Source organism: Burkholderia sp. AU16482 (genome assembly GCF_002223285.1).
GTDB classification, from domain to species: domain Bacteria; phylum Pseudomonadota; class Gammaproteobacteria; order Burkholderiales; family Burkholderiaceae; genus Burkholderia; species Burkholderia semiarida.
In genome coordinates, this window is the sequence record NZ_NKEY01000006.1 from 1,580,499 (window position 1) to 1,606,333 (window position 25,835).

At 69.7% G+C, this 25,835-nt stretch carries 11 protein-coding genes; 7 read left to right on the top strand and 4 right to left on the bottom strand.

Going from position 1 to position 25,835, the window contains the following annotated elements; all coding sequences use genetic code 11:
* Positions 1-3: 3 nt before the first annotated feature.
* The 3 genes from CFB35_RS24565 to CFB35_RS24575 all read right to left on the bottom strand — a co-directional run bounded on the left by CFB35_RS24565 (position 4) and on the right by CFB35_RS24575 (position 3,131).
* Positions 4-327: a hypothetical protein gene (locus CFB35_RS24565; protein ID WP_059585110.1), complete on the bottom strand. Its 324-nt coding sequence runs from the start codon at positions 325-327 to the stop codon at positions 4-6.
* A 363-nt stretch (positions 328-690) separates the two neighbouring features.
* Positions 691-960 (bottom strand): hypothetical protein, encoded by a 270-nt coding sequence (locus CFB35_RS35080; RefSeq protein ID WP_179231784.1) that lies wholly within the window; start codon positions 958-960, stop codon positions 691-693.
* Between the two features lie 1,247 nt (positions 961-2,207).
* Positions 2,208-3,131, bottom strand: a complete 924-nt coding sequence (locus CFB35_RS24575) for an AraC family transcriptional regulator (RefSeq protein WP_059584731.1) — start codon at positions 3,129-3,131, stop codon at positions 2,208-2,210.
* A 180-nt stretch (positions 3,132-3,311) separates the two neighbouring features.
* Between CFB35_RS24575 and CFB35_RS24580 the strand changes: the two genes are divergently transcribed.
* The 7 genes from CFB35_RS24580 (at position 3,312) to CFB35_RS24610 (ending at position 23,657) form a co-directional block, all read left to right on the top strand.
* Positions 3,312-3,773 (top strand): (2Fe-2S)-binding protein, encoded by a 462-nt coding sequence (locus CFB35_RS24580; RefSeq protein ID WP_006480868.1) that lies wholly within the window; start codon positions 3,312-3,314, stop codon positions 3,771-3,773.
* Between the two features lie 2 nt (positions 3,774-3,775).
* Positions 3,776-5,986: a xanthine dehydrogenase family protein molybdopterin-binding subunit gene (locus CFB35_RS24585; RefSeq protein WP_089465677.1), complete on the top strand. Its 2,211-nt coding sequence runs from the start codon at positions 3,776-3,778 to the stop codon at positions 5,984-5,986.
* Positions 5,987-6,434: 448 nt separating this feature from the next.
* Positions 6,435-6,833, top strand: coding sequence for a winged helix-turn-helix domain-containing protein (locus tag CFB35_RS24590; RefSeq protein WP_089465678.1), 399 nt, complete (start codon positions 6,435-6,437; stop codon positions 6,831-6,833).
* Positions 6,834-7,224: 391 nt separating this feature from the next.
* Positions 7,225-8,382 (top strand): type III secretion system cytoplasmic ring protein SctQ, encoded by a 1,158-nt coding sequence (gene sctQ, locus CFB35_RS24595; protein WP_089465679.1) that lies wholly within the window; start codon positions 7,225-7,227, stop codon positions 8,380-8,382.
* Between the two features lie 3 nt (positions 8,383-8,385).
* Positions 8,386-9,060: a type III secretion system export apparatus subunit SctR gene (sctR, locus tag CFB35_RS24600; protein ID WP_059584725.1), complete on the top strand. Its 675-nt coding sequence runs from the start codon at positions 8,386-8,388 to the stop codon at positions 9,058-9,060.
* Entirely contained in the window at positions 9,060-9,842 is a 783-nt protein-coding gene (locus CFB35_RS24605) for a lytic transglycosylase domain-containing protein (protein ID WP_089465798.1), read from the top strand. The genes sctR and CFB35_RS24605 overlap by 1 nt, the downstream gene beginning before the upstream one ends.
* Positions 9,843-10,118: 276 nt before the next feature.
* A complete protein-coding gene (locus tag CFB35_RS24610) occupies positions 10,119-23,657 on the top strand; it encodes an LWXIA domain-containing protein (RefSeq protein WP_089465680.1) in 13,539 nt (4,512 codons plus the stop codon).
* A gap of 57 nt (positions 23,658-23,714) precedes the next feature.
* On the opposite strand, the gene asnB is transcribed toward CFB35_RS24610, so the two are convergent.
* The gene (gene asnB / locus CFB35_RS24615) at positions 23,715-25,682 is read right to left on the bottom strand and encodes an asparagine synthase (glutamine-hydrolyzing) (RefSeq protein ID WP_089465681.1); all 1,968 of its coding nucleotides are present in this window, start codon (positions 25,680-25,682) and stop codon (positions 23,715-23,717) included.
* Positions 25,683-25,835 lie beyond the last annotated feature (153 nt).

A 25,835-nucleotide genomic window follows, 5' to 3' on the forward strand; every position in this document is an offset into this window, starting at 1 on the left:
GGCTTAGTGGTGATACGTCCAGCCGGTCGAGCCCGCGTTCGCGCCGCTGCTGCCGCCTGCTTGTGCGCCGCCGAAGCCGAAGCCGCCGACCGTCGACGTTTGCGTGTGGTTCGTGTACGAGATCGAGCCGCTGCCGCCGTAGCCCGCCGTTGCACCGGCTGCACCGAGTGCGGAGCCGGAATCGGTCGCGGTGAAGTGGCCGAACCCGGTGACCCCTGCCATCGTCTGGCCACCGCTCGTCGAAGTGGTGCTCGACACCGTGCCGCTGCCAGCAAACGCTGCACCCGAAACCACCAGAACTGCTGCTGCAATCAGAAGCTTCTTCATGGTCGACTCCATAACGGCGTGGAGAGAATGAGCATGGAAGATCGCACGCCATCGATCCTCCTGCCTCGAGCAATCCTCAAAAAATAAGGATTGCTATCAAATCGGGAAATAATTATCGAATTGCAAACCTTCTAATTTATTTTTAGCCAGCCGAAGTCTAGTTTTATGTTTTCAATTTTTCCAAAATTTATGCGTAGGTGTTTTCTATTATTTTTATGAGCATTGATACGCTCTTGAAACACCCATGATTACATCAACCGGAACGACGCGCACATCCTTCCGGCTCGCGATTTTCAATACCCCATCCAAAAGCGACGCGCAAACCAGGCACCCGCTTTCCGAATTGAAAATTCGCGAATGTATTTAATACTGCAAAATGCGGCACGCGTTCCGCATATGCCCTTTAGCCGGGCGATAACGGGCATGCATTGCAGCCAGACGACATGTCTGCTCCCTGAGCTGACGGAGAAAGGCCTTCCGGATAATCCGGCCGACGCGCGTTCGATCTAGTCCGGCCGGCGCCGGCACTGGCCCGGCGCGATCGAAACGGCTCTGCACGGTTGAAGTGGAATCGGCGCGCTGTCCGGCATGAACAGCGTGGCCCATCCGGGAACGCTCGATGAAGTCGAGCATCGCTGTCGCCGGGTTGCGGCGCGCAACGGCAACCGCTCCAGCACGCGGCGCGCGCGGAGGGCGCGAAATCGGCAAGGCGCGACCGGCGACGCTGGCACTGCGTCGCAAGCGCTACCCCGATCAATCGGACTACCCCTATGGTGCGCAAGAAACGCGCGGATCAAGCCACTGCTTATAGTGTTCATCGCCGCTTCCCCGACTGGCTTATGACGAACTGGCCGCCCCCACATCGTTGTTGCATCGTGTCGACCGCTCGCCGGTGCGTCCTGTGTCGCAAACCGCATGCCATGCGATATTCCACCGAGCATTGCGCGCCGAAAACAGCCGCCAGGCCTGATCATTTCGCCGGGAATGGCATTTTTTGTTTCACGAATGTATCGCGATAACGGGACGTTCGCGGCAGTGATCCTCTAACAATGCGACGCAATGCGCTGATTTGACGGACGAATTCGGCGCGACAAGGCACGCCGGACACCCCTGCGAACGGTTGTTTCATAGTTGAGAAGCGTTTCGCGACAGGGCCGCTGGTTCACGCGCTTGCGCCGGCAAACCGCGTGTTGCAGCATGCCGGCAAACCTTCCATGACGCAGGACAACGCGGATCCAGTCGCTCGATGCCCGACGCCGAATGGCCGCCGATACGGCCGGAACGCCGATTCACTCTGAATTGGGAAACGGATTTGATTCATCCGTGAGAATAGCCACATGATCATGCAGCGAGAATGCTGCCGTCCGGCGCGTTGCGGCCGTAAAAATTTAAAAGGAAAAACATGCGATCCTGGCAAAAACGGGCGCATCATTTTTTCATTTCCATTCGATTCGCCTTTCATCCATAGCGCACCGACGAGTCATTCATTGAAGCGACATACTCGACCCACCATCCGCCTGATTCTCATCACTGAAACGTGCCGATTCAAAACGGCGCTCAGGTCGCCAATCTCGCGACAGCCTGGTTTATCGCGCACCTCGTCGTTCGTATCGGACCGCATCGATCCTGCGACCGACACGGACGCGTCACTGCCCCACCATGCACGCGCGAAACACGAACGTACATACCGAACGGTCAATGCGCGGCAGCGGCCGCACGCCAATCGGCGTGTCGGTGAAAAGGCGATGAAGATCACCACCGATCGATGCTCGCGTCGTTCAGGCATCGACGGGGTTGTCAGTGAAACCGGAGCGCCGCGCCGGCATTCCGCCAGGCGGCAGTCGTCGCGAATCGACAAGCGGCAACGGGCCGGCCGCCCGTCAGCCGAGCAGCTCCTTCTTCCGCAGATGCACGACGTCGCGCATCGGCGGCGCGCCGAACAGCCGGCTATATTCGCGGCTGAACTGCGACGCGCTTTCGTAGCCGACGACGGCCGCCACCGACCCGACGTCGCCGCCCTGCCGCAGCAGCAGCCGCCGCGCCTCGTGCAGCCGCAGCTGCTTCTGGTACTGCAGCGGGCTCAGCGTCGTCACGTGCTTGAAATGATGGTGCAGCGACGACACGCTCATGTTGACCGCCTGCGCGAGCGACTCGACGCGCATCGGCTCCGCGAAGTGATCGCGGATCCATTCGATCGCACGCGCGATCCGGTGCGTCTGGCTGCCGGCGATCGCCATGTGCCGCAGCCGCGTGCCCTGCCCGCTCGTCATCAGCCGGTACAGCACTTCCTTCTCGATCAGCGGCGCGACGACCGCGATGTCGGCCGGCGTATCGAGCAGCCGCAGCAGTCTCAACGCCGCATCGAGCAGCGGCGGCGTCAGCTCGGCGAGCGCGATTCCCTCGCCTTCCGGGCCGGCTTCGGGCTCGGGCAGCCGCATCTCGGCCGCGAGCTCGACGATGCGCTGCGGATCGAGCGTCAGCGACAGGCACAGGTACGGCGCCTCCGGCGTTGCACGCGTCACGCGCGACAGGATCGGCAAGTCGATCGACGTAATCAGGCAATTCTGGGTGTCGTATTCGTATGCCTGGCCGGCCACGATCACGCGCTTCGCGCCCTGCGCGGCGATTACCAGCGCGGCGCGCGACACGCCGCAGCCGAGGTCGACCGGCCGCGTGTGCCGATGCAGCATCAGGCCCGGTACGGCCGTCGAATGCGAGCCGTCGGCCGGCGCGAAGCGGCCGATCAGCGACGCCAGTTCGCGCCGCCCGGATTCGCGCGACGCGACGATATCGGTCATGTCCATGACGCATCCTCGAATGATTTCCCGTGTCGCGCGAGCATAGCGAAACGGCTCGCGGCGTGGCGGGGATTTGCAGGATTGTTCAATAAATTTGCAGGATTGGGTAGACGCAAAAAGCGGCTGCTCGCGCACACTCCCGGCTAACCTGCCCGTAAGGCGGGTTTTCCCCATGGAGACATAAAAATGCCTACCTCGTTTGTCCTGAACGGCAAGAACGTCACGCTCGACGCCGATCCGTCGATGCCCGTCCTCTGGGCGATTCGCGAACACGCGGGACTGACCGGCACGAAATTCGGCTGCGGCATGGCGCAGTGCGGCGCATGCACGGTGCATCTCGAAGGCCAGGCCGTCCGCTCGTGCGTGCTGCCGCTCGCCGGCATCGCGGGCAAGCACGTCACGACGATCGAAGGCCTGCAAAGCAAGCCCGCGCAGGCCGTGCAGGCCGCGTGGGTCAAGCTCCAGGTGCCGCAGTGCGGCTATTGCCAGTCCGGCCAGATCATGTCGGCCACCGCCTTGCTCGAACAGAACCCGAAGCCGACCGACGCGGACATCGACGCCGCGATGAACGGCAACCTCTGCCGCTGTGCCACCTACGCCCGCATCCGGGCCGCGATCCACGACGCGGCCGCGACGCTGGGAGCCTGACCATGACGATCGAACTCGACAATACCGGTTCGGTGCGCCCGTCGCGCCGCACGTTCCTGAAAGCCGCGGGGGCAACCGCCGCCGTCAGCCTGACGATCGGCTTCGACTGGGCCGGCCTCGGCCGCCGCGCGCTCGCCGCCACCGCCCCCGCCGGCGAATTCGCGCCGAATGCGTTCCTGCGCATCACGCCCGACGGCGCCGTCACGGTCATCGCGAAGCACGTCGAAATGGGCCAGGGCGCGTATACAGGCATCGCGACGATCGTCGCCGAGGAGCTCGACGCCGACTGGTCGAGCGTGCGCGTCGAAAGCGCGCCGGCCGATGCGAAGCGCTATGCGAACCTCGCGTTCGGCACGATGCAGGGTACGGGCGGCAGCTCGGCCATGGCGAACTCGTGGCAGCAACTGCGCGAAGCGGGCGGCAAGGCACGCGCGATGCTCGTGTCGGCCGCGGCGGCCCGCTGGAAGGTGCCGGCCGGCGAGCTGACCACCGCCAACGGCGTCGTCACACACGCGAAGAGCGGCAAGACGGCCACGTACGGCGCGCTCGTCGCCGATGCGTCGAAGCTGCCCGTGCCGGACAAGGTCACGCTGAAGCAGCCGGCCGATTTCAAGCTGATCGGCCATCGCATTCCGCGCGTCGACGGGTCGGCCAAATCGAACGGCACCGCGCAATTCACGCTCGACACGACATTCCCCGGCATGCGCGTCGCGCTGCTGCAGCGGCCGCCGCGCTTCGGCGCGACGGTGAAATCGTTCGACGCGACAGCCGCGAAGGCCGTGCCGGGCGTCGTCTCGGTCGTGCAGGTGCCGGGCGGCGTCGCGGTCGTCGCGACGGGCTTCTGGGCCGCGAAACAGGGCCGCGACGCGCTGAAGATCGAATGGGACGAAACGAAAGCGGAAAAGCGCGGCTCGGACGAGATCATGCGCGAATACCGGCAACTCGCGGAGAAGCCGGGCGCGTCCGCGCGCAAGGACGGCGATGCCGATGCGGCGATCGCCGGCGCGGCGCGCAAGATCAGCGCGACGTACGAATTCCCGTATCTCGCGCACGCGCCGATGGAGCCGCTCGATGCGGTCGTCAAGCTGACGGCGAACAGTTGCGAGATCTGGGCCGGCGACCAGTTCCAGACGGTCGACCAGGGCAACGCAGCCAAGGTCGCCGGACTGAAGCCCGAGCAGGTGAAGATCCACACGCTGTATGCGGGCGGCAGCTTCGGCCGGCGCGCGAACGCGTGGTCGGATTACGTGGTCGAGGCCGTGTCGATCGCGAAGGCGCTCGGCGCGGACGGCAAGCCCGTCAAGCTGCAATGGACGCGCGAGGACGACATCCAGGGCGGCTTCTACCGGCCGATGTACTTCCACAAGCTCGACGCGGGCCTGACCGCGGACGGCCGGCTGGTGGGCTGGCGTCACCGGATCGTCGGCCAGTCGATCCTCGCCGGCACGCCGTTCGAGGCGTTCATGGTCAAGAACGGGATCGATGCGACGTCGGTAGAGGGCGCGGCGAACCTGCCGTACGCGGTGCCGAACGTGTCGGTCGAACTCACCACCGCGAAGACGGGCGTGCCCGTGCTGTGGTGGCGCGTGGTCGGCAGCTCGCACACGGCCTACGCGGTCGAGGCGTTCATCGACGAAGCCGCGCACGCGGCCGGCAAGGACCCGTACGCGTTCCGCCGCGACCTGCTCGCGAAGGAGCCGCGCATGCGCGCGGTGCTGGAGCTGGCCGCGCAGAAGGCCGGCTGGGATCCGGCCAAGCCGCTGCCGAAGGGGCGCGGGCGCGGGATCGCGGTGGCCGAGGCGTTCAAGAGCTATGTCGCGCAGGTGGCCGAGGTGTCGGTCGACGCGGACGGCAAGGTGAAGGTCGAGCGCGTGGTGTGCGCGGTCGACTGCGGAATCGCGATCAATCCCGACATCGTCGCCGCGCAGATGGAGGGCGGCATCGGGTTCGGACTCGGCGCGGCGATGCACAGCGCGATCACGCTGAAGGACGGCCAGGTCGAGCAGCGCAACTTCGACGGCTACCACGTGCTGCGGATGGCCGAGATGCCGAAGGTCGAGGTGCATATCGTGCCGTCGGCCGAGGCGCCCACCGGGGTCGGCGAGCCGGGCGTCGCGCCGGTCGGGCCGGCCGTCGCGAACGCGATCTTCGCGGCGACAGGCAAGCGGCATTACGTGCTGCCGTTCGATTCGGCGGATGGCGCGAAGGCTTGATCCCGATGCGATAGCGCGCCGGCCGCGGGCGGGGCATGCCCCGTGGCCGGCGCCGCTGTCGATGCAGGGTTCGATGTCGGCGGGAAGTTCATACAACCCATTGATTTAAAAACAAAATAAGGCAAACCCGGTAGAGTTCGATGTAGGGTTCGTTATCTGGCTGAACCATCATCCAGCCCGCCCCCGTAAACCATCCCCTCTCCCACGTTACGTCAGACGTAACGCCCGTAACGTCGGCGCGCCGATGCTACGTAACAATCCTTCACCGTCGATCCGGCCCTTTCACCGCCTGCCCGACGCTTCCCGTTAAAAATTCTTTTGAATTCAAGGCTGCCGGCCCCCTCTGCGCCGCTCCGCGCGGCCGCCACCACGTGACGATCCCGCTCCTGGCCCGGAAGTTGCAGCACAGGACCCGCAAACACTCCTTTACGGACATGCGAGGGCCACCATGGATTGCAAATACCTGTACATCGACAACATAAAAATCAACTTCGTCCGCCGCACGATCGAAATCGACAACAAGATCGTCGACGTGACGCCGCGCGAATTCGACGTCGTCGAATTCCTGCTCGACAACATGAACAAGATCGTGCCGCGGCAGGCAATCCAGGAAGCCGTGTGGGGCCGCGAGCTCGGCGTGTCGTCGCGCACGCTCGACACGCATATCTCGCGAATCCGTTCGAAGCTGCAGCTCGAACACGACAAGAATCTGCGGATCATCCCGATCTACGCGGTCGGTTATCGCCTCGTGCTGTTCGGTGCGGCGATGACGCACGTCGAGCGCCACGACGCGGCGCCGATCGTACGCGCGGCGCCGCAACCCGCGATGGCCGCCGACTACGCGTAACGCTTCGCCCGCGCGCCGCGCGTTCGCGGCACGCCGGCAACGCTTCCCTCACCGCGCTGCGCGGATTCACATTACCTCGCGGCTTGCCAGCCGGCCGCGGCCTGCACCCCGCCCGGCCCACCAGCCAGTCGCGCCCCGACCGCCGCCTCCGGGCGGCGGTTGCCTTTGATCGCCGGCCGTCGCGTCGCCCCTTCACCGCCCTCCGCCGCACTTCGTCACGCTTCGTAGCGTCCCGCTCCCGCCGTCTCCGCGCGATGGACGCGACTACGGATTCCGGCACGGCACGCGGCCATCGCCGTCCCTACAATCGACGCAGCAGCCGCGCGCCCCTCGGCGCCGCCGGCCCCAGAACAACCCGTCGAACCAACGCCGAATCCGCCCCGATCCCGCCGTGCCTGCGCTGTTCCTGACGAATGCCGACGCCGGCGACGCCGCGAACCGGGCCATGCCCGCCGCCTCCGAACTGCCCGCGGCCGCCGCGCCGGCCGCGGGCGCGCTCGACGCGTCGCCCTACCTGCCGCGCCTGTCCGCCGCCGCCGCGCGCGGGCTGTCGCACGCGTACTGCGCGACCGGCGCCGTTCCGGTCACGCTCGGCGAGCACGCATACGAGGTGCGCTGGCGCGTCGACGCCGAGCCGGCCGCCGACGCGCACGCGTACCGCTTCGTCGTCGGCCCGGCCGCCGGCACGCTGTGGATCGACCCGGTCGCGGAAACCGAATGGCTCGGCGAGGCGGCCGACCCGGCCGTACCGGCCGTGATCCGCGCGGCGCTGCTCGCCGACCTCGCCGCGCCGCTCACGGCCGTATTGCAGGCGGCGACGCGGCAGCGCGTGGAACTGCTGCCGCCGCCCGACGGCGCACCGGCCTGGCACGCGTCGCCGGCCGCGCTGCGCTTCGAGCTGCGGCGCGCCGACGCCGCGTGGCGCTGCCACGGCGCGCTGCTGTTCGATGCGCCGGATGCGCTGGCCGTGTTCTTCGCGGCCGCGCCCGCCGCGCGCACGTCGGCAAGCGCGGCCTACGCGAACCTGCCCGTGCCGCTCGTGTTCGAGATCGGCCGCACCGAGCTGACGACGGCCGAGCTGGCCGACGTCGTCGGCGGCGACATCATCGCGATCGAACGCTGGCAGGCGCACGAGCAGAACCTGCTGTGCGTCGCGCGGCTGCCGGCCGCGCCGGCGTGGGAAATCACCGGACGGCCGTCGGGCAACCGGCTGACCGTCGAACGAATCAGGGAGATGCCTTTGGAACCGACCCGCACCGACTCCGCGCCGCCGACGACGCACGACGCGCCGTCCGCCGACGCGCCGCGCTCGCTCGACGGCCTCGCGGTCGACCTGCGCTTCGAGCTGCCGCCCACGTCGATGCCGCTCGGCGAGCTGAGCGCGCTGCAGCCGGGCGCCGTGATCGAGCTGCAGCAAGGCATCAACCAGAGCGTGATCCATCTCGTCGCGAACGGGATGCTGATCGGCACCGGCCATCTGATCGCGGTCGGCCAGAAGCTCGGCGTGCGCGTGGTCACGCTGACGCAGCCCGCGCCGCGCGAGCGCTGAACGATGGGCAACCTGCCGAATCCGGTCGCGCTGATCGCGGTGATCGCCGCGCTCGGCATCGCGCCGTTCGCGGCGCTGATGGTGACGAGCTACACGAAGCTGGTGGTCGTGCTCGGCCTGCTGCGCTCCGCGCTCGGCATCCAGCAGGTGCCGCCGAACCTCGTGCTGAACGGCATCGCGCTGATCCTGTCGCTATTCATCATGGCGCCCGTCGGCATGTCGATCCGCGACGCGCTGCAGGCGCGCCACTTCGATGCGTCGGGACAGTTGTCGACCTCGGACATCGGCGCGCTCGCCGATGCCGCGCTGCCGCCGATCAAGGATTTCCTCGTGTCGCATACACGGCAGCGCGACCGCGAATTCTTCGTGCGCACGGCCACCTCGGTATGGCCGAAGCACCGCGCGGACGGGATCAAGGACGACGACCTGCTCGTGCTGGTGCCGAGCTTCACGCTCGCCGAGCTGACGAAGGCGTTCCAGATCGGCTTCGTGATCTATATCGTGTTCATCGTCGTCGACCTGCTGGTCGCGAACATCCTGCTCGCGCTCGGGATGCAGATGATCTCGCCGACGACGATCTCTGTGCCGTTCAAGCTGCTCTTGTTCGTCGCGCTCGACGGCTGGTCGCTGCTCGTGCACGGGCTCGTGCTGTCGTATCGGGTCGCCGGAGCCGGATGATGCGCGCACGCGCCCTGCGAACCGCCGCCGCATGCGTTTGCGCGTTGATCGCGCTCGCGTGCGGGCAGCACGGCGTCGCGCATGCGGCCGGCAGCGCCGCAGGCTTCGCGCAACTGGCGCGCGCGTGTGCGCCGAACGTCGACCCCGATACGCTCGCCGCGCTGGTGCGCACCGAGTCGGGCTTCAATCCGTATGCGATCGGCGTGGTGGGCGGCCACCTGGCGCGCCAGCCGGCGTCGCTCGACGAGGCGCGCGCGACCGCGCGTGAACTCGCGTCGCGCGGCTTCAGCTACAGCGTCGGGCTCGCGCAGGTGAACGAGCGCAATTTCGCGAAATACGGGCTCGATGAAACGACGATGTTCGAGCCGTGCCGCAACCTGCGGGCCGGCGGCGCGATCCTGACCGAATGCTTCGCCCGCTCGTCGAATACCGGCCGCCCGGCCCAGGCCGCATTGCGCGCGGCGCTGTCGTGCTACTACAGCGGCAACTTCACGACCGGTTTCTCGAGCGGCTACGTGAGCCGCGTCGTCGCGAGCGCGCAGCGCAACGCGCACGAAGGCGGCGTCGAACCGATCCCGGTCGTGCGCGACGTGCCGCCGCCGGCGCGACAGTGGCGCATGGACGCGGCCGCGACCACGCCGCCCGAACGCGCGCGCAGGCTGCCGTTGCCGGCCGCGTCCGCCGATGCGCCGTCGTGCCATGCGCGCCCGGTCGTGATGATGTGCCGCGGCTTGCCGGCGAGCCAGGCGAAGCGGCTGTGCGTGCAGTGTCTCGACCCGTGATCGCTTGATCGCGCGCGGCTCCGTGCGCTCGCACCCGCGCCGCTTTCAGGGGTCCGAACGACGGCGCGCGGCATGGCGGCCGCACGCCGGGCCTGCCTCGTAGTCCGCCTCGTAGTCCACCTCGTAGCCCGCGCGGCGCGCAGGCGCCGGCCGCTTCCCGCCGCTACGAAACTGCGGTGTTCCCGCTGCCGGGTGCGTCCGTACACTCGAACGATCACGTCGCGGCGTGCAGGGCGCCGCGCGTGCCGCGCGTCGCGCGGCTCAACGGAGACGAGCATGCTGTTGATCGACGGATTGGGACTGGGTGTGAACTGGCAGCGCTTCCTGTCGGAAACGCTGAATCCGGTCGTGGCGCCGCCGCCCCCGCCGCCTCCGCCGCCGAAGAAGGACGATCCGGCCGCCGGGCCCGCGAATCCGAGCGCCACCCCGCCGATTCCCGTCACCGCGTCGCTGGCCACCGATCCGTCGAAGCCGACCAACGCCGAGATCCAGTCCGCGACGTCGCTGATCCAGAACATGGCCGCGCAATATACGGCGCCGCCGCCCGACATCACCGTCGAGAACGACAAGACGCGCGCGGTGCAGAAAGCGATCCAGGACGCGCAGACGAAGTACGACAACGCGTCGCAGACGCTACAGGGCGCGCAGAACGTGCTGCATCTGGTCAACCGCGATCCCGAGTCGACGGCCGACGACCGCAAGACCGCGCAGGCCGACTACGCGAAGGCGCGCACCGCGGCCGACACCGCGCAGCGCGAGCTGAACGTGACGACCGACGCCGGCTACATGATCCTGTACGGCGAACAGGCGAACGCCGACATGCCGGCCGGAATGAAGATCGACGATTCCGGCAAGGTGACGGACCCGGGCGACGCGCAGCACGCGGCCGACCAGCAGTTCAAGACGCTGCTGGCCGCCTTCCCCGACCATGCGAACGATCCGAATTGGGTGCCGCAGCCGGGCGACTGCAAGAATCCGCTGCAGATCCGGCTCTACGACGATTGGCAGACCGCGAGCGCGAAGGCGGCCGTGGGCGCGTCGAAATACTTCGCGGACGTCGCGAATTCCAACCTCGCCTATACGCAGTTCCAGTCGTACCTCGCCGATCCGGACTACAAGGCCGCGCTCGATGCGGGCGTCGGGCGGCTGAACGACGCGCTGCAGCCGCTGGAGTTGCGGGTCACGATGCCCGACGCCCCCGCTTCGCAGGATGCCGCACAGCAGGCCGTCACGGCCGCCGCGAAGGATGCGAACTACGCGAACGCCGCGTACGGCGCGGCCAACGACAGCCTGGCGCTCACGAACGCGCAGCAGCGCTACGATTCGGCCAGCGGCAAGGAAGGGCCGACGGTGATCGTCCCGAACGAGGTGTCGAACGCGAAGACCGCGCTCGCCCGCGCGCAGACGGCCGCGAACACGAGCGGCGGCTATCTGCAGATGCTGTCCGCGCAACGGCAGGTCGACACGCTGCAGGCCGACTATACGAAGAAGCTGGACGCATCCAACGCGTGGCACAAGGACAATCCGCACGCGATGATCAAGGATCCGCAGGTCGATCTGGACCTCGGCGATGCGTATGCGAAGCTCGATCAGGCGAAGCAGCAGGCGAGCATCGCGCACGACGGCTTCGTCGTCGCGTACGGCGCGACGCTCGCGCAGCAGTACGACGATCAGGCCTCGCAGATCAAGGCGAAGGTCAACCCGCCATCGATATTCACGAAACCCGCGCTCCAGTCGCCGCTGCTGACGCCGTCGCTGTCGACCGCGAACGGCCTGCCGGGCCTGCCCGCGTCGTCGTTGTCGACGGCCGCGTCGGCCGCCCCCACCGGCACGCCGACGCTGCCGAGCGCATCGCCGCTGGCCTCGCCGACATTGCCCGGGGCCAACGGCGCGTCGTCGCTGCCCGCGTCGCCGCTGCTCGACCGCCCGTTCCTGCTGCCGCAATCGTCTGGCCCGTCCGCCGTGCAGGCGGGCCCGACGATGCTCGACGTGAAGCGCATGCAGACCGTCGCGGGCGCGATCCGCGCGGCCGACAGCCGGATGTCGGATTCGGTCAACGAGCGCGCGACCCAGCTCGCGCTGTCGCAGGCGCGCATCAAGCAGACGCAGGCGAAGAGCACGCTCGAGTCGGTACAGAAGCAGTACGACGACTGGGCCGCCGCGAATCCGCCGCCCATGCGTTTTCGCGCCGTCGCGGGCGACGACATGATCCCGGCGCCGTCGGCGCCGCGCCCGAACCTGTATCAGGACCAGCTCGACAAGGCGAAGGCGGCCGTCACGCAGGCCGACAACGCGGTGCAGCGCCTGCAGCTGCTGAGCGAGACGTCGCATCAGCAGGTGCTGATGGACCGGTTCGACGCCGGCCTCGACGAACGGCTGCGCTACGCGGCGCCCGGCTCGGACGCCGAGAACGACTACAAGAAGGCGCTGCACGATTTCTACGAAGCGCATCGCGGCGAGTTGTCGAACTCGCTGCTCGACGCAGCCAGCGCGAGCACCAACAACGGCGGCACGATCGCGTTCGGCAAGCTGACCGACAACGAACAGCGCAACCTGATCGGCGTCGCGCTCGGCATGCAGCCGGACGTCCGGAACGATGCGGCGTCGGGCGACGGTTCGGACCCCGTATCGCCGACGAAGGACGACGTCGCGCGCTACACCGACAAGGAAAAGCTCAAGACGATCAACAGCGTGCGCGACAAGCTGCTGGAGATCGGCGGCGGCGCGACGACGCAGGTCAGCGTGTTGCCGATGGTCTACGCCGCCAAGGAGGCCGGCATGACCACCAGCGCGCTGTTCAAGGTCAGCGGCAAGGACGGCACGCAGTACGTCGACGAGACGGCGAGCAACTACGACGACATCAACGACTACATCGACAACAACGAGCTGTCGACGGACGGCACGGTCGACATCGCGACCGGCCACAACGCGGACGGCACGCTGCAGCTCGTGTCGAAGGCCGCGCATCACGAAAGCGGCTTCGACAGTTTTCTGAACACACTGACCAGCACCGGCCTGAACATCGGCATGATGGTCGGCGGGATGGCGCTCGAAGGCCTCGGCACGCTGCTCGACGGCACCGGCATCGGCGCGATCGTCGGCGTGCCGCTGAACATCCTCGGCGCGGGGATGATGTACACGGCGATCGGCGCGACGATGACGAGCGCCGGCCTCGATCTGGCCAACCGCGCCGACCACGGGCGCAGCCTCAATCCGTTTACCGACCCGGGCGCGCGGGCCGACTTCATCAATCTCGTGCCGATGGGCGCGGCGGGCGCCGCGAAGCTCGCCGGCAGCAAGCTGTTCACGCGCGCGGTCACGACGCTCACGCGCACGCCGAAGGTCGCGTCGGTGCTCGCCACCGGCGCGCGGACCACCGCGGTCGTGACGGGCGTGGGCGGTGCGCTCGAGGCGTTCGGCGAAGCCGGCTACGACTATTTCGTCACGGGTGACAAGAAGGCGGCCGGCGAGCAGCTCAAGTCCGGGATCACCAACGTCGCGCTGATGGCGGCCGGCGGCCTCAAGGAACGCGCGGTGACGTCGGTGCGCACGCGCACCGGCCGGCCGGTGCCGATTCGCGGGGCCGACGGCAAGACCGTCGCCGTCGACAGCCAGATGATCGGCCGGATACTCGACAGCGGCGACGCGTCGTCGCTCGCGGCCGGCCGCACGCGCGTGACGCTCGACGGCGAAGCCGTCAAGGTGTCGCCGGACGGCACGCTGCGCGTGGGCGACAAGGTGCTCACCTACGACAACACGCCGATTCGCGTGCTCGACCGCGCATCCGCGAAGCGCCTGCCGCCGGGCAAATCGGTGGTGCTCGGCGAAGACGGCACGCTGTCCGTGGTATCGGTGTCGCCGAAGGCATGGACCAACGGCACGCGCGTCGACGACGTGACGGGCACCGGCGAGCGCATGTCGTTCGGCCCCGACGGCGAGATGAGCGTGACGCCGAAGATCGTCGCGAAGACGCCGCTCGACGTGCTGCAACACGTGCTCGACCAGGCGAGCGACGCCTACCGGCAGACGGCCGCCGGCGCGCAGGCGCCGCGCCGCCTCGCGCAGACGGCGGCCGAAGGCGAAGCCGCGAGCGTGTCCGCCGATGCGCGCAGCACGCGACGCACCAGCGAGGAACGCGCCCGCGTGCAGCAGCAGCGCGACCAGACCGATGCCGAACGCAGCACGACCGCGAGCGCCAACCGGCGCAGCGCCGATACGCAATCGATGCGCTGGCGGCCGGTCGCGGCCGACGAGCCGGCCGGCCCGGGCACGCGCGCGAAGCCGGACGGCGCGCCGCCGCGCGTCAACGCGAAGGTCGTCGATCTGACGGAGGACGCGCCCGTCACGCGCGCGGCGACGTCCGATCCGGCCGGCATCGCCGTACCGCGCGGGCCGCGCGCCGAGCCGATGGAGCTGGGCGATCGCACGGTCTACGTGGTGCGCAGCGGCGCGACACCCGACGCGCCCGGGGCGCGGCCATCGTCGCCGCGCCCGCAGGATCTCGAGGAACCGGTGATCGTCGTCGCCGGCGAACACGACGCGGCGCTCGCACCCGAGCTCGCGAACCGCTGGCAGAAGCCCGTCTATGCGGCCGCGCCCGACGCATTCGGTGCGGACGGCCAACTGCGCGCGGACGCGCGCGTGCTGCGCTTCGATCCCGCGCCGGAGACGGCCGCGGCCCCTGAAGCCGCCCTGCCGGACGGCATCGCGCCCGACGAAGCGCCGCCCACGTCGCCCCGCGCGGCCGCCGACGACACGGTGATCGTGCTGGCCGGCAAGCGCGGCCCGAACGAACCGGCGATGCCGCGGACGGCCGCGCCGCCCGAGCCGGTCCATGCGCTCGACGGCGTGTTCAGCGCGCCGAACCGCGTGCTCGTGCTCGTCCAGCCGGAACGCGCCGGCGCGCCCGAGCGAATGGCGCAACGCGACACGGCCGCGGCCGACCGCGGCGCACGCGCGCTCGACGACGCGCACGGCCAGGCCGCCCGCGCGCCGGCGGGCGGCGAACGTCGCACCGCGGCGAACGACGACGTCGGCCTCGCCGCCGCGCACCCCGAAACGACCGAGACGGCCCCGCCCGACCACGGCGCATCGAAGCCGGGCTGGGTCACGCGGATGCAGATGCGCTTCGGCGGCGCGGCGCTGCCCGAAGCCGCGCAGGCGCTCGCGATGCAGTCGGGCACGCTCGCCACGCAACTGCGGATGCTGCAGGACGCCGGCTGGCGCGTGACGCTCGGCAAGCGCGGCGGCGGCAGCCGCATCGACCCGCGCAAACGCCGCGTGACGATCGACGGCGCGCTCCAGCATCCGGGCAGCATCACGTACACGCTCGCGCACGAGGCGCGCCATGCGGTCGAGGCGATGGCCGGCGTGCTGAACCTCGACTACGGCAACCGCAGCCGCTTCACGCGCAAGGCGCTCGAAGCCGAGGCGCGTGCGCAGATCAACGCGTTCGAGGCACGCTACGAAATCGAGCTCGCGGGCGGCGGCGACATTGCCGCGCACGTGCGCCTGCCGGATGCGATCGAGCGCGAAGGCGCCGCGTGGCGCGCGCCGTCGCACGACTATGCGGGCACGGTCGGACGCCTCGTCGACGCATTCGCCGATGCGCCCGTGTCGGGCCGCGACGGCGAGACCTACCGCGACTTCTACGACGACGTCTGGTCACGCCAGAAGCGCCGCGGCGGCATCCCGCGCCGGATGCCCGCGCCGCAGACGCACGAGACCGGCGGCGCGCCGCACGGCGTGCGCGGCTTCGACGAACGCGTGGCATGGAGCCGCGCTCATGCCGAATATGCGTCGCCGTTCGGCGACGGGCCCGTGCCGGCGGTGGCCGACCTGCAGGCGGCGCGCAGCCGCCACTTCACGATGCTGCAGGACCAGGGCGTGCTGATGCTGCACGCCGATACGCTGGCGGACGGCACGCTGCTCTCGGGCGGCCGGCCGGCAGGCGTGCATGAATACGCGCTCGACCAGGCGCCGTCGTTCCTGGTCAAGGACGGCTATTCGATCGTGCTGTCCGCGAAGCACGGTGGCGATGCAGCGGCCGCCGGGCTCGCGAATCTGTGGCAGCGGCCGGTATATGCGCCGCCCCCGCACGCGGTCGGCGAACGCGCGGCGCTGCTCGACACCGGCGTGTTTCGCCGCTACGACCCGGCACCCGCGGCGCCGCACGATCTCGGGCCGCTCGCGGCCGATGCCGAAGGCGTGCACGTCGAAGGCAATCCGGCCGCGCGGATCGACGTCGAGCGTCACGTCGGCGAACTGCTCGGCGCCGGCGCCGAGAAAACCGTGTTCGCGCTCGGCCACGATGCCGCGCTCGCGGTGTACGACACCGGCCCGCATACGTCGGAAGCGCGTCAGATCGAGGCGGCGATCGACGAGAGCATCGCACTCGACGATCTCGCCTCGTACGGCCTGAAGACCGTGACGATGGATGGGCCGTTCTCCGCGCTGAACCGCGTCGCCGTGCTGTACCGGCCGCTCGGCGTGTTCCACAGCTTCGGCTTCGAGACGGGCGCGCTGCCGCGCGTGGTGTCGCGCGCGGCGCTGGAGCACATCCAGCGGATTCGCGACGTCGTCGAACGCACGGGCATCGGCTTCGACCTGCAAGGCCTCTTCACGCGCGGCGGCGATTTCCTGCTGAGCGACCCCGGTGCGATCGGCATGGGCGCGAGCGAGCACTTCGCCGCGCTGGAGCGGCTCGCGGTGATCGAGCGCGCGCTGACGCAAGGCCTCGAGCGCGGCAACATCGAACTCGCGCATCCGCGGCTGGCGGAAACGCCGCCGCCCGATGCGTTCGTGCAGAAGCCGTCGGTCATCACGCGCGTGCGGATGCGCTTCGGCGGCGCGCCGCTGCCGAAGGAAGCGTACCGGCTGATCGACGCGTCGAGCCTGCTGTCGCAGCAGCTTCGGCTCGGCGCCGACGCAGGCTGGAAGGTCGTGCGCGGCAAGCCCGGCGGCGGCAGCAAGATCGACACGCGGCGGCGGCGCGTCACGATCGACGGCGGCCTGCAGTCGGCCGGATCGATGGTCTACGTGCTCGCGCACGAAGCCCGCCATGCGCTCGAGGCCGCGACCGGCACGCTTGGGCTCGACTACGGCTCGACGCAGCGCTACGTGCGCAGCGCGCTGCTCGCCGAGGCGCGCGCGCAGGTCAATGCATTCGCGGTGCGCGACGAGATCCGCGCGAACCTCGGCGTCGACATCGGCCGCCACGTCGCCCTGCCCGAGGCGATCGCCAACGAATACGGCCGCGCGCGGGCCGGCGACGCCGCGTCGCTCGCGCGCCTCGCCGACGCGTTCGAGCACAGCCCGACGTCGCTCGACGGCGGCGTGACCTACGGCGAGCTGTATCGGCGCCATGCGCAGGCCGCGCGGCGCACCGGCGTCACGATGCCGGCGCCGCGCGACACGGCCGCGACGCTCGCCGAAGAAACGGCATGGTCGCGCGCACGTCCGGTGAAGGCATCGCCGTTCGACGGCAAGCCGGTCGCCGGCGTCGACGCGCTGACGCTCGACCGCTCGGGCCCGCTGTCGTACGACCGCGACGGCCGCATCGTGATCGTGCATGGCGTCACCGATGCGCAAGGCCGCCTCGTCGATCCGGACGGCCGGCCCTACACGCCGGTCGAGGTCACGCTCGCGCACCGCTCGGTGCTCGGCCTGCCCGGCTCGTCGGTGATTCTGTCGGCCCGCAACGGCCGCGACGCCGCCGCATGGCTCGCGAACGTCTGGCAGCGCCCCGTCTACGCACCGCCGACGATCGCGGTCGGGTTCGGCGCCGAGGCGCGGCTCGGCCACACGAACGCGTGGCTGCGCTACGATCCGGCGCCGCACCAGCGCCCGGAGCTGGGCGCGCTCGACGTTGACGGCAACGGCGTCCACGTGAGCGGCGATCCGGCCGCGCGCGTGCCGGTCGAGCGCTTCACCGGCGCGGCGACCGGCGCCGGCATCGAGAAGACCGTGTTCGAACTGGGTCGCCGCAATGCGATCGGCCTCTACGAGGGCACGGACAATCGCGCGATTCTCGACCACATCGAATCGATCCGCCTCGAACAGGAAGGTCTCGCGGCGCTGCGCGCGCACGGGCTGCGCACGCTCACGGTCGGCGGCCCGTTCTCGGCATTCGATCGCGTGGCCGTGATGTACGCGCCGTTCGCGTCGCTGAGCAGCCACGACGTGATGGCCGGCGTGCTGCCGGCGCGCGTCACCCGCGACGCCTTCGCGCAGCTCGAGCGCGCGCGCGACGTCACCGCGCGGCACCGCCTGTACTACGACTTCGAAGGCGTGTTCGACGCGCACGGCAACTTCTACCTGAGCGATCCGTCGACGGTCATGACCGATGCGCCGAAGCTGAACGTCGAAGGCATCGTCCGCGAGATCGGCGCGCTGCGCGCGACGCTCGAGGACGGCATCGCGCGCGGTGCGATCGAGCTCGCGCATCCCGGCATCACCGAACACCTGCCGCCCGACGCGTTCGTGCAGAAGCCGTCCGTCATCACGCGCGTGCGCATGCGCTTCGGCGGCGCGCCGCTGCCCAAGGCCGCCCATGCGCTGATCGACCGCTCGAGCCTGTTGCGCCAGCAGGTCGCGCTGGCCGGCGAGGCCGGCTGGAAAATCGTGGTGGGCCGGCCCGGGCGCGGCAGCCGGATCGATACCGCGAAGCAGCGGATTGTGCTCGACGGGCAGTTCCACGGCAGCGGCACGCTCGTCTACACGCTCGCGCACGAAGCGCAGCACGCGGTCGAGACGATCACGCGCCGCCTCGCGCTCGACCGCTCGTCGCCGGAGGCGCTGACCGACAGCGCGCTGATGGCCGAGGCGCGCGCGCAGGCGAACGCGTTCGCGGTGCGCCGCGAAATCCTCGACGACGGCGGCATCGACATCGCGCGGGACGCCCGCCTGCCCGACGCGATCGCACGCGAAGCCGACCACGTGCTGCCCGGCGACGAGGCCGGGCTGCGCCGGCTCGCGGCCGCATTCGGCGACGCCGCGCCGTCCGTGCCGGGCCACGCGACCTATCGCGCGTACTACGCGAGCCAGGCCGACGCGATGCAGGCGCTCGGCATGCCGCGCGAGATGCCCGCGCCCGCGCCGCAGCCGGTGTCGAACGCGCCCGTGCCCGCGGCGACGGCGGACGCCGCAAGCCGCCAGCATGCGCTCGATCACCTCGCGTCGCACGGCAAGCGCGACCTGATCCGCATCGACGGTTCGCAACTCGCGTCGCTCCAGCAGATGAAGGATGCGTTCGGCACGAATGCGCACGTGCTGATCGCGGAGCACGAACCGCGGCCGGAGGCCTCCATCGACGCGCGCCACGCGCAGCCGAAGTTCGTCGCGAGCATGCGCACCGACGAGAACGGTACGTTCGTCGACAAGGCGTCCGCCGATCCGGCCGTACCGATCCGCGACGCGGTCTATCGCGCGCTGAAGGACAACGGCCAAGCGGAACGCGCGGACGTCGATTTCTACGTGTCGCCCGTGTCGCTCGCGGAACTGCGCGAGTACGGCGGCGCCGCGCGGATCACCGCGCGCAGCGACGGGCGCGCGTGGGAAGCCGAACAGGCAGGCGCGACGCCCGGCGCGAACGTCGTCACGACGCTGAAGTCGCTCGCCGACGCGCCGCGCTTTCGCCGGCCGAAACAGGCAGCGAAAGCGGCCGGCGACGGCGCGACGCTTTACGCGATCGACAAGGAAACCGGCACGGTGCTCGGCTACGCGACGCGCAACGCCGCGCACGACTGGACCTATCACGAATCGACCTCGCTCGGCGACGCGACGATCGCGCCGCGCGATCTCGGCGCCGCGTTCCGCCGGCGCGCGCGCAACCTGTCCGGCGGCCGGCGCGGCGTGCGATTCGTCGTGACGGACGTCGCGCACGACACGGTCGAGCGCTACGGCGGCTTCGCGCCGGCGGAGCTGCGCAAGGCGCTCGGCGACGAGAAGCCGCCGATGCAGAAACTCGGCACGCGCGTGCAGCGCGGCCTCGCGAAAGCCGATCCCGGCGTGCGCCGCAAGATCGCGGAAATCGAGGGCGCCGACAGTCCGTTCCTGCCGCCGAAGCTCGTACCGGACAGCGAGCAGCTCGCGATCGACTTCAGCGGCGCGAACACGCTGCACCTGATGCGCGCGCTGGAGCTGAAGGCTCTTCGCGGCGATCACTACGTGTACGTGTACGAGACCGATCATCCGGTCGCCGAATCGCTGCACACGCGCCGCGGCATCATCGCGATCCACGACGGCAACGCGCGCTGGTACGACGACGCCGAGCAATTGCGCGACCGGCCGGACGCGGGCCGCCCGCTCGACGAGATGCCGCTCGGGCGCGGCCCGTTCGGCGCGAACCAGCACTTCCTGCTGTCGACGCTCGCGCCCGATGCGTTCGACCCGCGCGCGACCGCCACGCAGAAAGCCGCGCTCGCGCAACGGCTCACGCAGTTGCTCGACGAGAAGTCGTATTTCGATGCGCTGCCGCAGAAGTTCGACCTCGCGACGCGCTGGATCCGCACGCAGATCGCCGGCCAGATCGATCGCGTGAAAGCCGCGCAGGCCGACCTCGCCGCCGCCCAGCAAGCCGCGCGGCAGGCCGCGCAGCCGGCGGGCGGCGCGACGGGCCCCACCGGCCCCGCCAGCCGGGTGCGCAATGCGCTGCGCGGCAAGGGCCGCCGGCGCAACCGCCGCGCCGCGAATGCGTCGAACGCGTCGAACACGCCGGCCGCGCCCAAGCCGCCGAAAACGCCGGCGGCCAAGCCGCTGACGCTGCGGCCCTACCAGCCGAGCCTCGGTTCGAGCACGGTCGCGGAATGGGTGATGCGCTACGGCGCCGCGAAGGTGGCCGACTGGTTCCCGACAGTCGACCGCGTGAAGGCGCTCGCCGCGCGCAGGCACCAGCCCGATGCCGGCGGTCTCGCGCTGACCGACGAACCGCAGACGATCCTGGCCGACGCACCGATGCTGAAAGCGCTCGGCATCCCCATCGGTCTCGCGCGCGAGGTGTCGAGCATGCCGTCGCGCGGGCCGGTGGCCGATCCCGGCGGCGATCACAACCGGTTCGTGAAGTGGATGCAGGCGTACGCCACGCGCCACAGCGCGGCACGCATGATCGACAAGCGCGCGATCCAGGCGTTCGTGCGCGCGCCGGCCGAGATCCAGGACCGCGTCGCGCCGATGGCGCGCGCGTTCAACCTGCGCGACGACCCCGCGCTCGCGGTGCGCTACGTCGAGCAATACGGCGGCGCGATGCCGGTGGTGTCGATTCCGGTCGATCCGCACACGCTCGCGGCCGCGCGCGGCGGCAAGCACGATCCGGCGTTCATCCGGCGCGCCCGCCAGTTCGGCTCTCCGATCGGCGCGCGCTACAACGAGGCCGACGCGACGATCACGCGCGAGGCGCCGGACGGCACCACGCGCACGCTCGAGCTCGACGACATCGCGCATCTGCACAAATGGCTCACCGCGGCGTCGCGCCATGGCTTCCAGCTTCGCCTCGAAGCGGCGTCGGGCCGCCCGCTCGTCTCCGCGGACGACCGCCGCACGATCGCCGGCACCAACGACAGCTACGCCGAATACACGCGGCTCATGACGTCGTTCGAGACGTGGTCGCACGATCACGCCGGCGAGCCCGCGCCGAACGTGATGCTGAGCTTTCACGGGTGGGACGCCGTGCTCGAACCGGTGCCGGGCGCTGGCCACGTCGAGCTGCTCGATGCGCTGCTCGACCGCAAGGCGATCGACTGGCTGCACGTGGGGCTGTCGTATGGCACGCACGGCGCCGACTTCATCGCGAACCAGGACCTGACGCGGGCGCTGGCGGAACGGATCGTCGACTATTACCAGACCGACCGTCACGGCAAGTTCGCGCGGCTGCACGGCGCCGATGCGCTCACGCGCGTATTCGATCCCGTGAGCCCCGAGACGTTCGCGAACCAGCAGCAGGTGCTGTTCGCGGAAATCGCGCGCATCGGCAAGTCGAAAGGCCTGTCCGACGACGCGCTCGCGACGCTGCGCGGCGAACTGTACGAACGCAACACGACCGCGCTCGTCAACCAGGCGCGCAAGGCGACCATCGAGCATGCGATGACGCAGTGGGCGTCGGCCGATCATCCGCCCGCCACGCGCACCGAAAAGCTCGCGCGCCGCTTCGGCGAACGCTGGCTCGCGGAAACCGGCAGCCGCGCGCCGGCGCGCGGCACCGTGGTGTCGACCGCCGATCCCGCGGGGCCGCTGCCCGACAGTCGCGCGTACTGGCAATCGGTGGTCGAGCGCGAAGCGCTGAAGAACGATCCGTCGAAGCCGATCAGCGTCGGCCGGCAGATCGCGGCGAACCCGAAACAGGCCAAGATGATCGAGGAACTGCAGGCGCTCGCGCAGATCAACGCGCTGCGCGTGCATCGGCCGTCGTTCCGCAAGGCGGAGCTGTGGAAGTCGATCGGCTTCAGCTCGCTCGTCACCGGCGCGGGCGCGCTCGTGATCGCCGATACGCTCGGCGCGACGCACGTGCTGCGGCAGGACATGCTGGGCAGCGCGACGTCGTCGTTCCTGCTGGGCTCGCGTCTGGGCCGCGTGTTCCAGGTCATGCACCAGGGTGCGGTGCGCAGCCTGCAGGCCGGCGATCCGAAGGCCGCGCAGGCGGTGCTCACGCGGCTCGAAGTGACGCTGTCGCGGCAGTTGCGCTCGGGCGCGCACGATTACGGCCAGAACCGGCGCGCCCAGCTCGAACAGATCTCGAACGAAGCGCGGACGCTGGCCGCGCAGTATGTCGAACTGAACCGCGTCGGGCTGATGAGCTTCGACGACGCGACCACCCACATCAAGGCGCTCGCCGCGGACGTGCTCGCGCAGATGCAGGGCACCGTCGGCGGCACGTCGCTGCAGCAGCTCCATACCGGCAACCCGCGTCACCTGTTCGGGATCGCGGGCCGCGCGGGCGCCGCGATCACGTCGACCGCGACGCTCGCGGTCGGCATCAGCGGCGTCGTGCACGCGCACGGGGCGTTCGATCTCGCCTACGGGTCGGCCGCCATCGCGAGCGGCGCGTTCGGCGCCACGTATGCGGGCCTCGTCTATACGATCGGCGCGCACCGCGTGAATGCCGACAAGCGCAGCCGCATCGTGCGCTTCACCGATTCGGCGAGCGACTTCATGGCCGTCGCGTACGGCGGCCTCGGCACCGGCGTGCAGTGGAGCGGCGGCCATTACGACCTCGCGATCGCGACCGGCGTGTCCACCGCGCTGCTGCTCGGCGGGCGTCTGAACACGCATTTCCCGAACGCGACGCCGCTGATCAACAAGATCCCGACGGCCGTCGTCCTGATTCCGGTCGGCGCGTTCGCGTACAAGCTGATCGAAGGGCTGTGGACGACGTTCTTCGGCTCGGGGTCCGGTTCGTCGAATCAGTCGAATCAGTCGAATTCGTCGCAATCGAATCTCGCGCCCGGTGCGTCGGCGAGCGCGTCGCCGAGCGCTTCGGCCAGTCCTTCGGCGAGCGCTCCGCCAAGCGCTTCGGCGAGCGCATCGCCCGGTACGCCGCCTGCCGCGCCGGCTTCGCCGTCGGCCGGCGCCACGCCGTCGACCGCGCAGCCATCCGGGTCGCCGCAGCCCTACATCGTCGTCGCCGGCGATTCGCTGTGGGTCGTCGCCGACCGGCATCGCCAGTCGCTGCTCGACGCCGCGCACGTGTCGCGCGCCGATCAGCAGGCGATGACGCGCGGCGAGCAGGACAGGCTCGCGCTCAACGAGATCCTGCAGCTCAATCCGTCGGTGTCAGGCGATCCGAACCGCCTGGCGGTCGGCACGCCGCTGATCGTGGGCTGATATCGGCACGTGGCGTCGCGCGCGCCGGTCGCGCGCGGCACCCCGCATCACGCGACATCACGCCGCCCGCTGATGTTCCAGCCACGCCTGGAACATCAGCACCGTCCACAACTGATGCTGCCAGTTCATCCGGCCCGTCTGGTGCTGGCGCCACAGCCGCTCGACCGCCGCCGCATCGAAGAAGCCTTCCTCGCGCAAGCGCGACGGCCGCAGCAGCGCGTCGGCCCAGTCGCACAGCGCGCCGCGCAGCCAGTGGTCGACCGGCGCGCAGAAGCCCTGCTTCGGCCGGTCGATCAGCGCGGCCGGCACGTAGCGGTCGAGCAGCCGGCGCAGCAGCGCCTTCGACTGCCCTTCGGGCAAGCGCACCGACGCCGGCACGCGCCACGCGAATTCGACGACGTGATGATCGAGGAACGGCATGCGCGTCTCGAGGCTCACGGCCATCGCCGCGCGATCGACCTTCGCGAGGATGTCGGTCGGCAGGTACGTGAGCGTGTCGATCGCCATCGCCTGCTCGGCGAAGCTCAGGTGCGCGGGCCACGCGGACACCGTGTCGAGCGGCGTCGGCGGCTCCTGCCCCGACAGCGCGATGCGCTCCGGATGATGCACCGACGACATCAGCAGCCGGTACAGCCCGATGCGGCTCTCGGCCGTCATCACATGGCCGAGCTTGTGCAGCCGATCGCCGATGCGCGACGACGATTCGCGCGCCTCCACGCCGCCCCACGCGCCCTGCGCGACGGCCGCGAGCTGGTCCGCGTGATCGGGCCGCAACGCGTGCAGCGCGGCGGCGATCCGCGCGCGCACGGCGGCCGGCACGCGATGCAGCTTGCGCCACAGGCGCGGCGTCAGGAAATAGCGCGTGTAGCCGCCGAACAATTCGTCGCCGCCGTCGCCGGACAGGCTCACCTTCACGTGCCGGCGCGTCAGTTCGGAGACGAGAAAGGTCGGGATCTGCGACGCGTCGGAGAACGGCTCGTCGTAGATCGACGGCAGCTTCGGCACGACGCCGAGCGCATGGTCGGCGGTCACGTAAAGCTCGGTATGGCGCGTGCCGAGATGGCGCGCGACCGCCTTCGCGTAACCGGCCTCGTCGTAGCCGGCCTCGTGAAAGCCGATCGTAAACGTGTCGACCGGCGTCGCCGATTGCGCCTGCATCAACGCGACGATCGTCGACGAATCGATGCCGCCCGACAGGAACGCGCCGAGCGGCACGTCGGCTTCCATCTGCCGCGCGACGGCCTGGCGCAGGACCGTGTCGAGCTGGTCGACGGCTTCGTCGGCGCTGCCCTCGAACGGCTGCGCGCGGCCCGCCTCGATCGCCTGTTCGAGCGCCCAGTAGGTGCGCAGGCGCGGCGTGTCGCGCGCATGTTCGAACTGGACGTACGTGCCGGGCGGCAGCTTGCGGATGCCGCGATAGATCGTGTAAGGCGCGGGCACGCTCGACTGGCGCAGGTACAGGCACAGCGCGTCGCGATCGATCGCGCCGTCGAAGCCCGGATAGCCGCGCAGCGCCTTCAGCTCGGACGCGAACACGAGCGCGTCGCCGATCCGCCCGTAGTAGAGCGGCTTTTCGCCGATCCGGTCGCGCGCGAGCGTCAGCACCCGCGACGCGCGGTTCCACAGCGCGAACGCGAACATGCCGGTCGCCCGGCGCAACGCGGCCTCGACGCCCCACGCGACGATCGCCGCGATCAGCACCTCGCTGTCGGAGTGGCCGCGCCACGCCGGTGCGCGCCCCGCGCGCTCGAGCTCGGCGCGCAGTTCGCGATGGTTGTAGATTTCGCCGTTGAAGACGAGAACGTAGCGGCCGCACGCGGAAGCCATCGGCTGCCGGCCGTGCACCGACAGGTCCACGATCGCGAGCCGCCGGTGGCCGAGCGCGATGCCGGCCTCCGGATCGACCCAGATCCCCTGTCCGTCGGGCCCGCGGTGCGCAAGGCTCGCCGTCATTCGCGCGAGCGTGCCGCGCGCTGTCTCCTCATCGAAGGCGACGCTATTCAGAAAGCCGTCGATTCCGCACATTGATTTGTCCGCCCCTGTTGACCTGTTCCGTCACGGACGGCACGACCTCGCGGCCGCCGTCGGGCGTGACGGTCGAGCCATATTACGAAGAAATAAATCAGCAATAATTCACCAGTGAATGTCGGCGGCGTCCGGAAAAAAATGGACGTCAAG

Excerpts from the sequence above, each read along its gene's own strand:
- CFB35_RS24565 (WP_059585110.1), bottom strand. The coding sequence starts at position 327 with ATGAAGAAGCTTCTGATTGCAGCAGCAGTTCTGGTGGTTTCGGGTGCA.
- CFB35_RS24610 (WP_089465680.1), top strand. The coding sequence starts at position 10,119 with ATGCTGTTGATCGACGGATTGGGACTGGGTGTGAACTGGCAGCGCTTC.
- CFB35_RS24605 (WP_089465798.1), top strand. The coding sequence starts at position 9,060 with ATGCGCGCACGCGCCCTGCGAACCGCCGCCGCATGCGTTTGCGCGTTG.
- CFB35_RS35080 (WP_179231784.1), bottom strand. The coding sequence starts at position 960 with ATGCTCGACTTCATCGAGCGTTCCCGGATGGGCCACGCTGTTCATGCC.
- asnB (WP_089465681.1), bottom strand. The coding sequence starts at position 25,682 with ATGTGCGGAATCGACGGCTTTCTGAATAGCGTCGCCTTCGATGAGGAG.
- sctR (WP_059584725.1), top strand. The coding sequence starts at position 8,386 with ATGGGCAACCTGCCGAATCCGGTCGCGCTGATCGCGGTGATCGCCGCG.
- CFB35_RS24580 (WP_006480868.1), top strand. The coding sequence starts at position 3,312 with ATGCCTACCTCGTTTGTCCTGAACGGCAAGAACGTCACGCTCGACGCC.
- CFB35_RS24590 (WP_089465678.1), top strand. The coding sequence starts at position 6,435 with ATGGATTGCAAATACCTGTACATCGACAACATAAAAATCAACTTCGTC.
- CFB35_RS24585 (WP_089465677.1), top strand. The coding sequence starts at position 3,776 with ATGACGATCGAACTCGACAATACCGGTTCGGTGCGCCCGTCGCGCCGC.
- CFB35_RS24575 (WP_059584731.1), bottom strand. The coding sequence starts at position 3,131 with ATGGACATGACCGATATCGTCGCGTCGCGCGAATCCGGGCGGCGCGAA.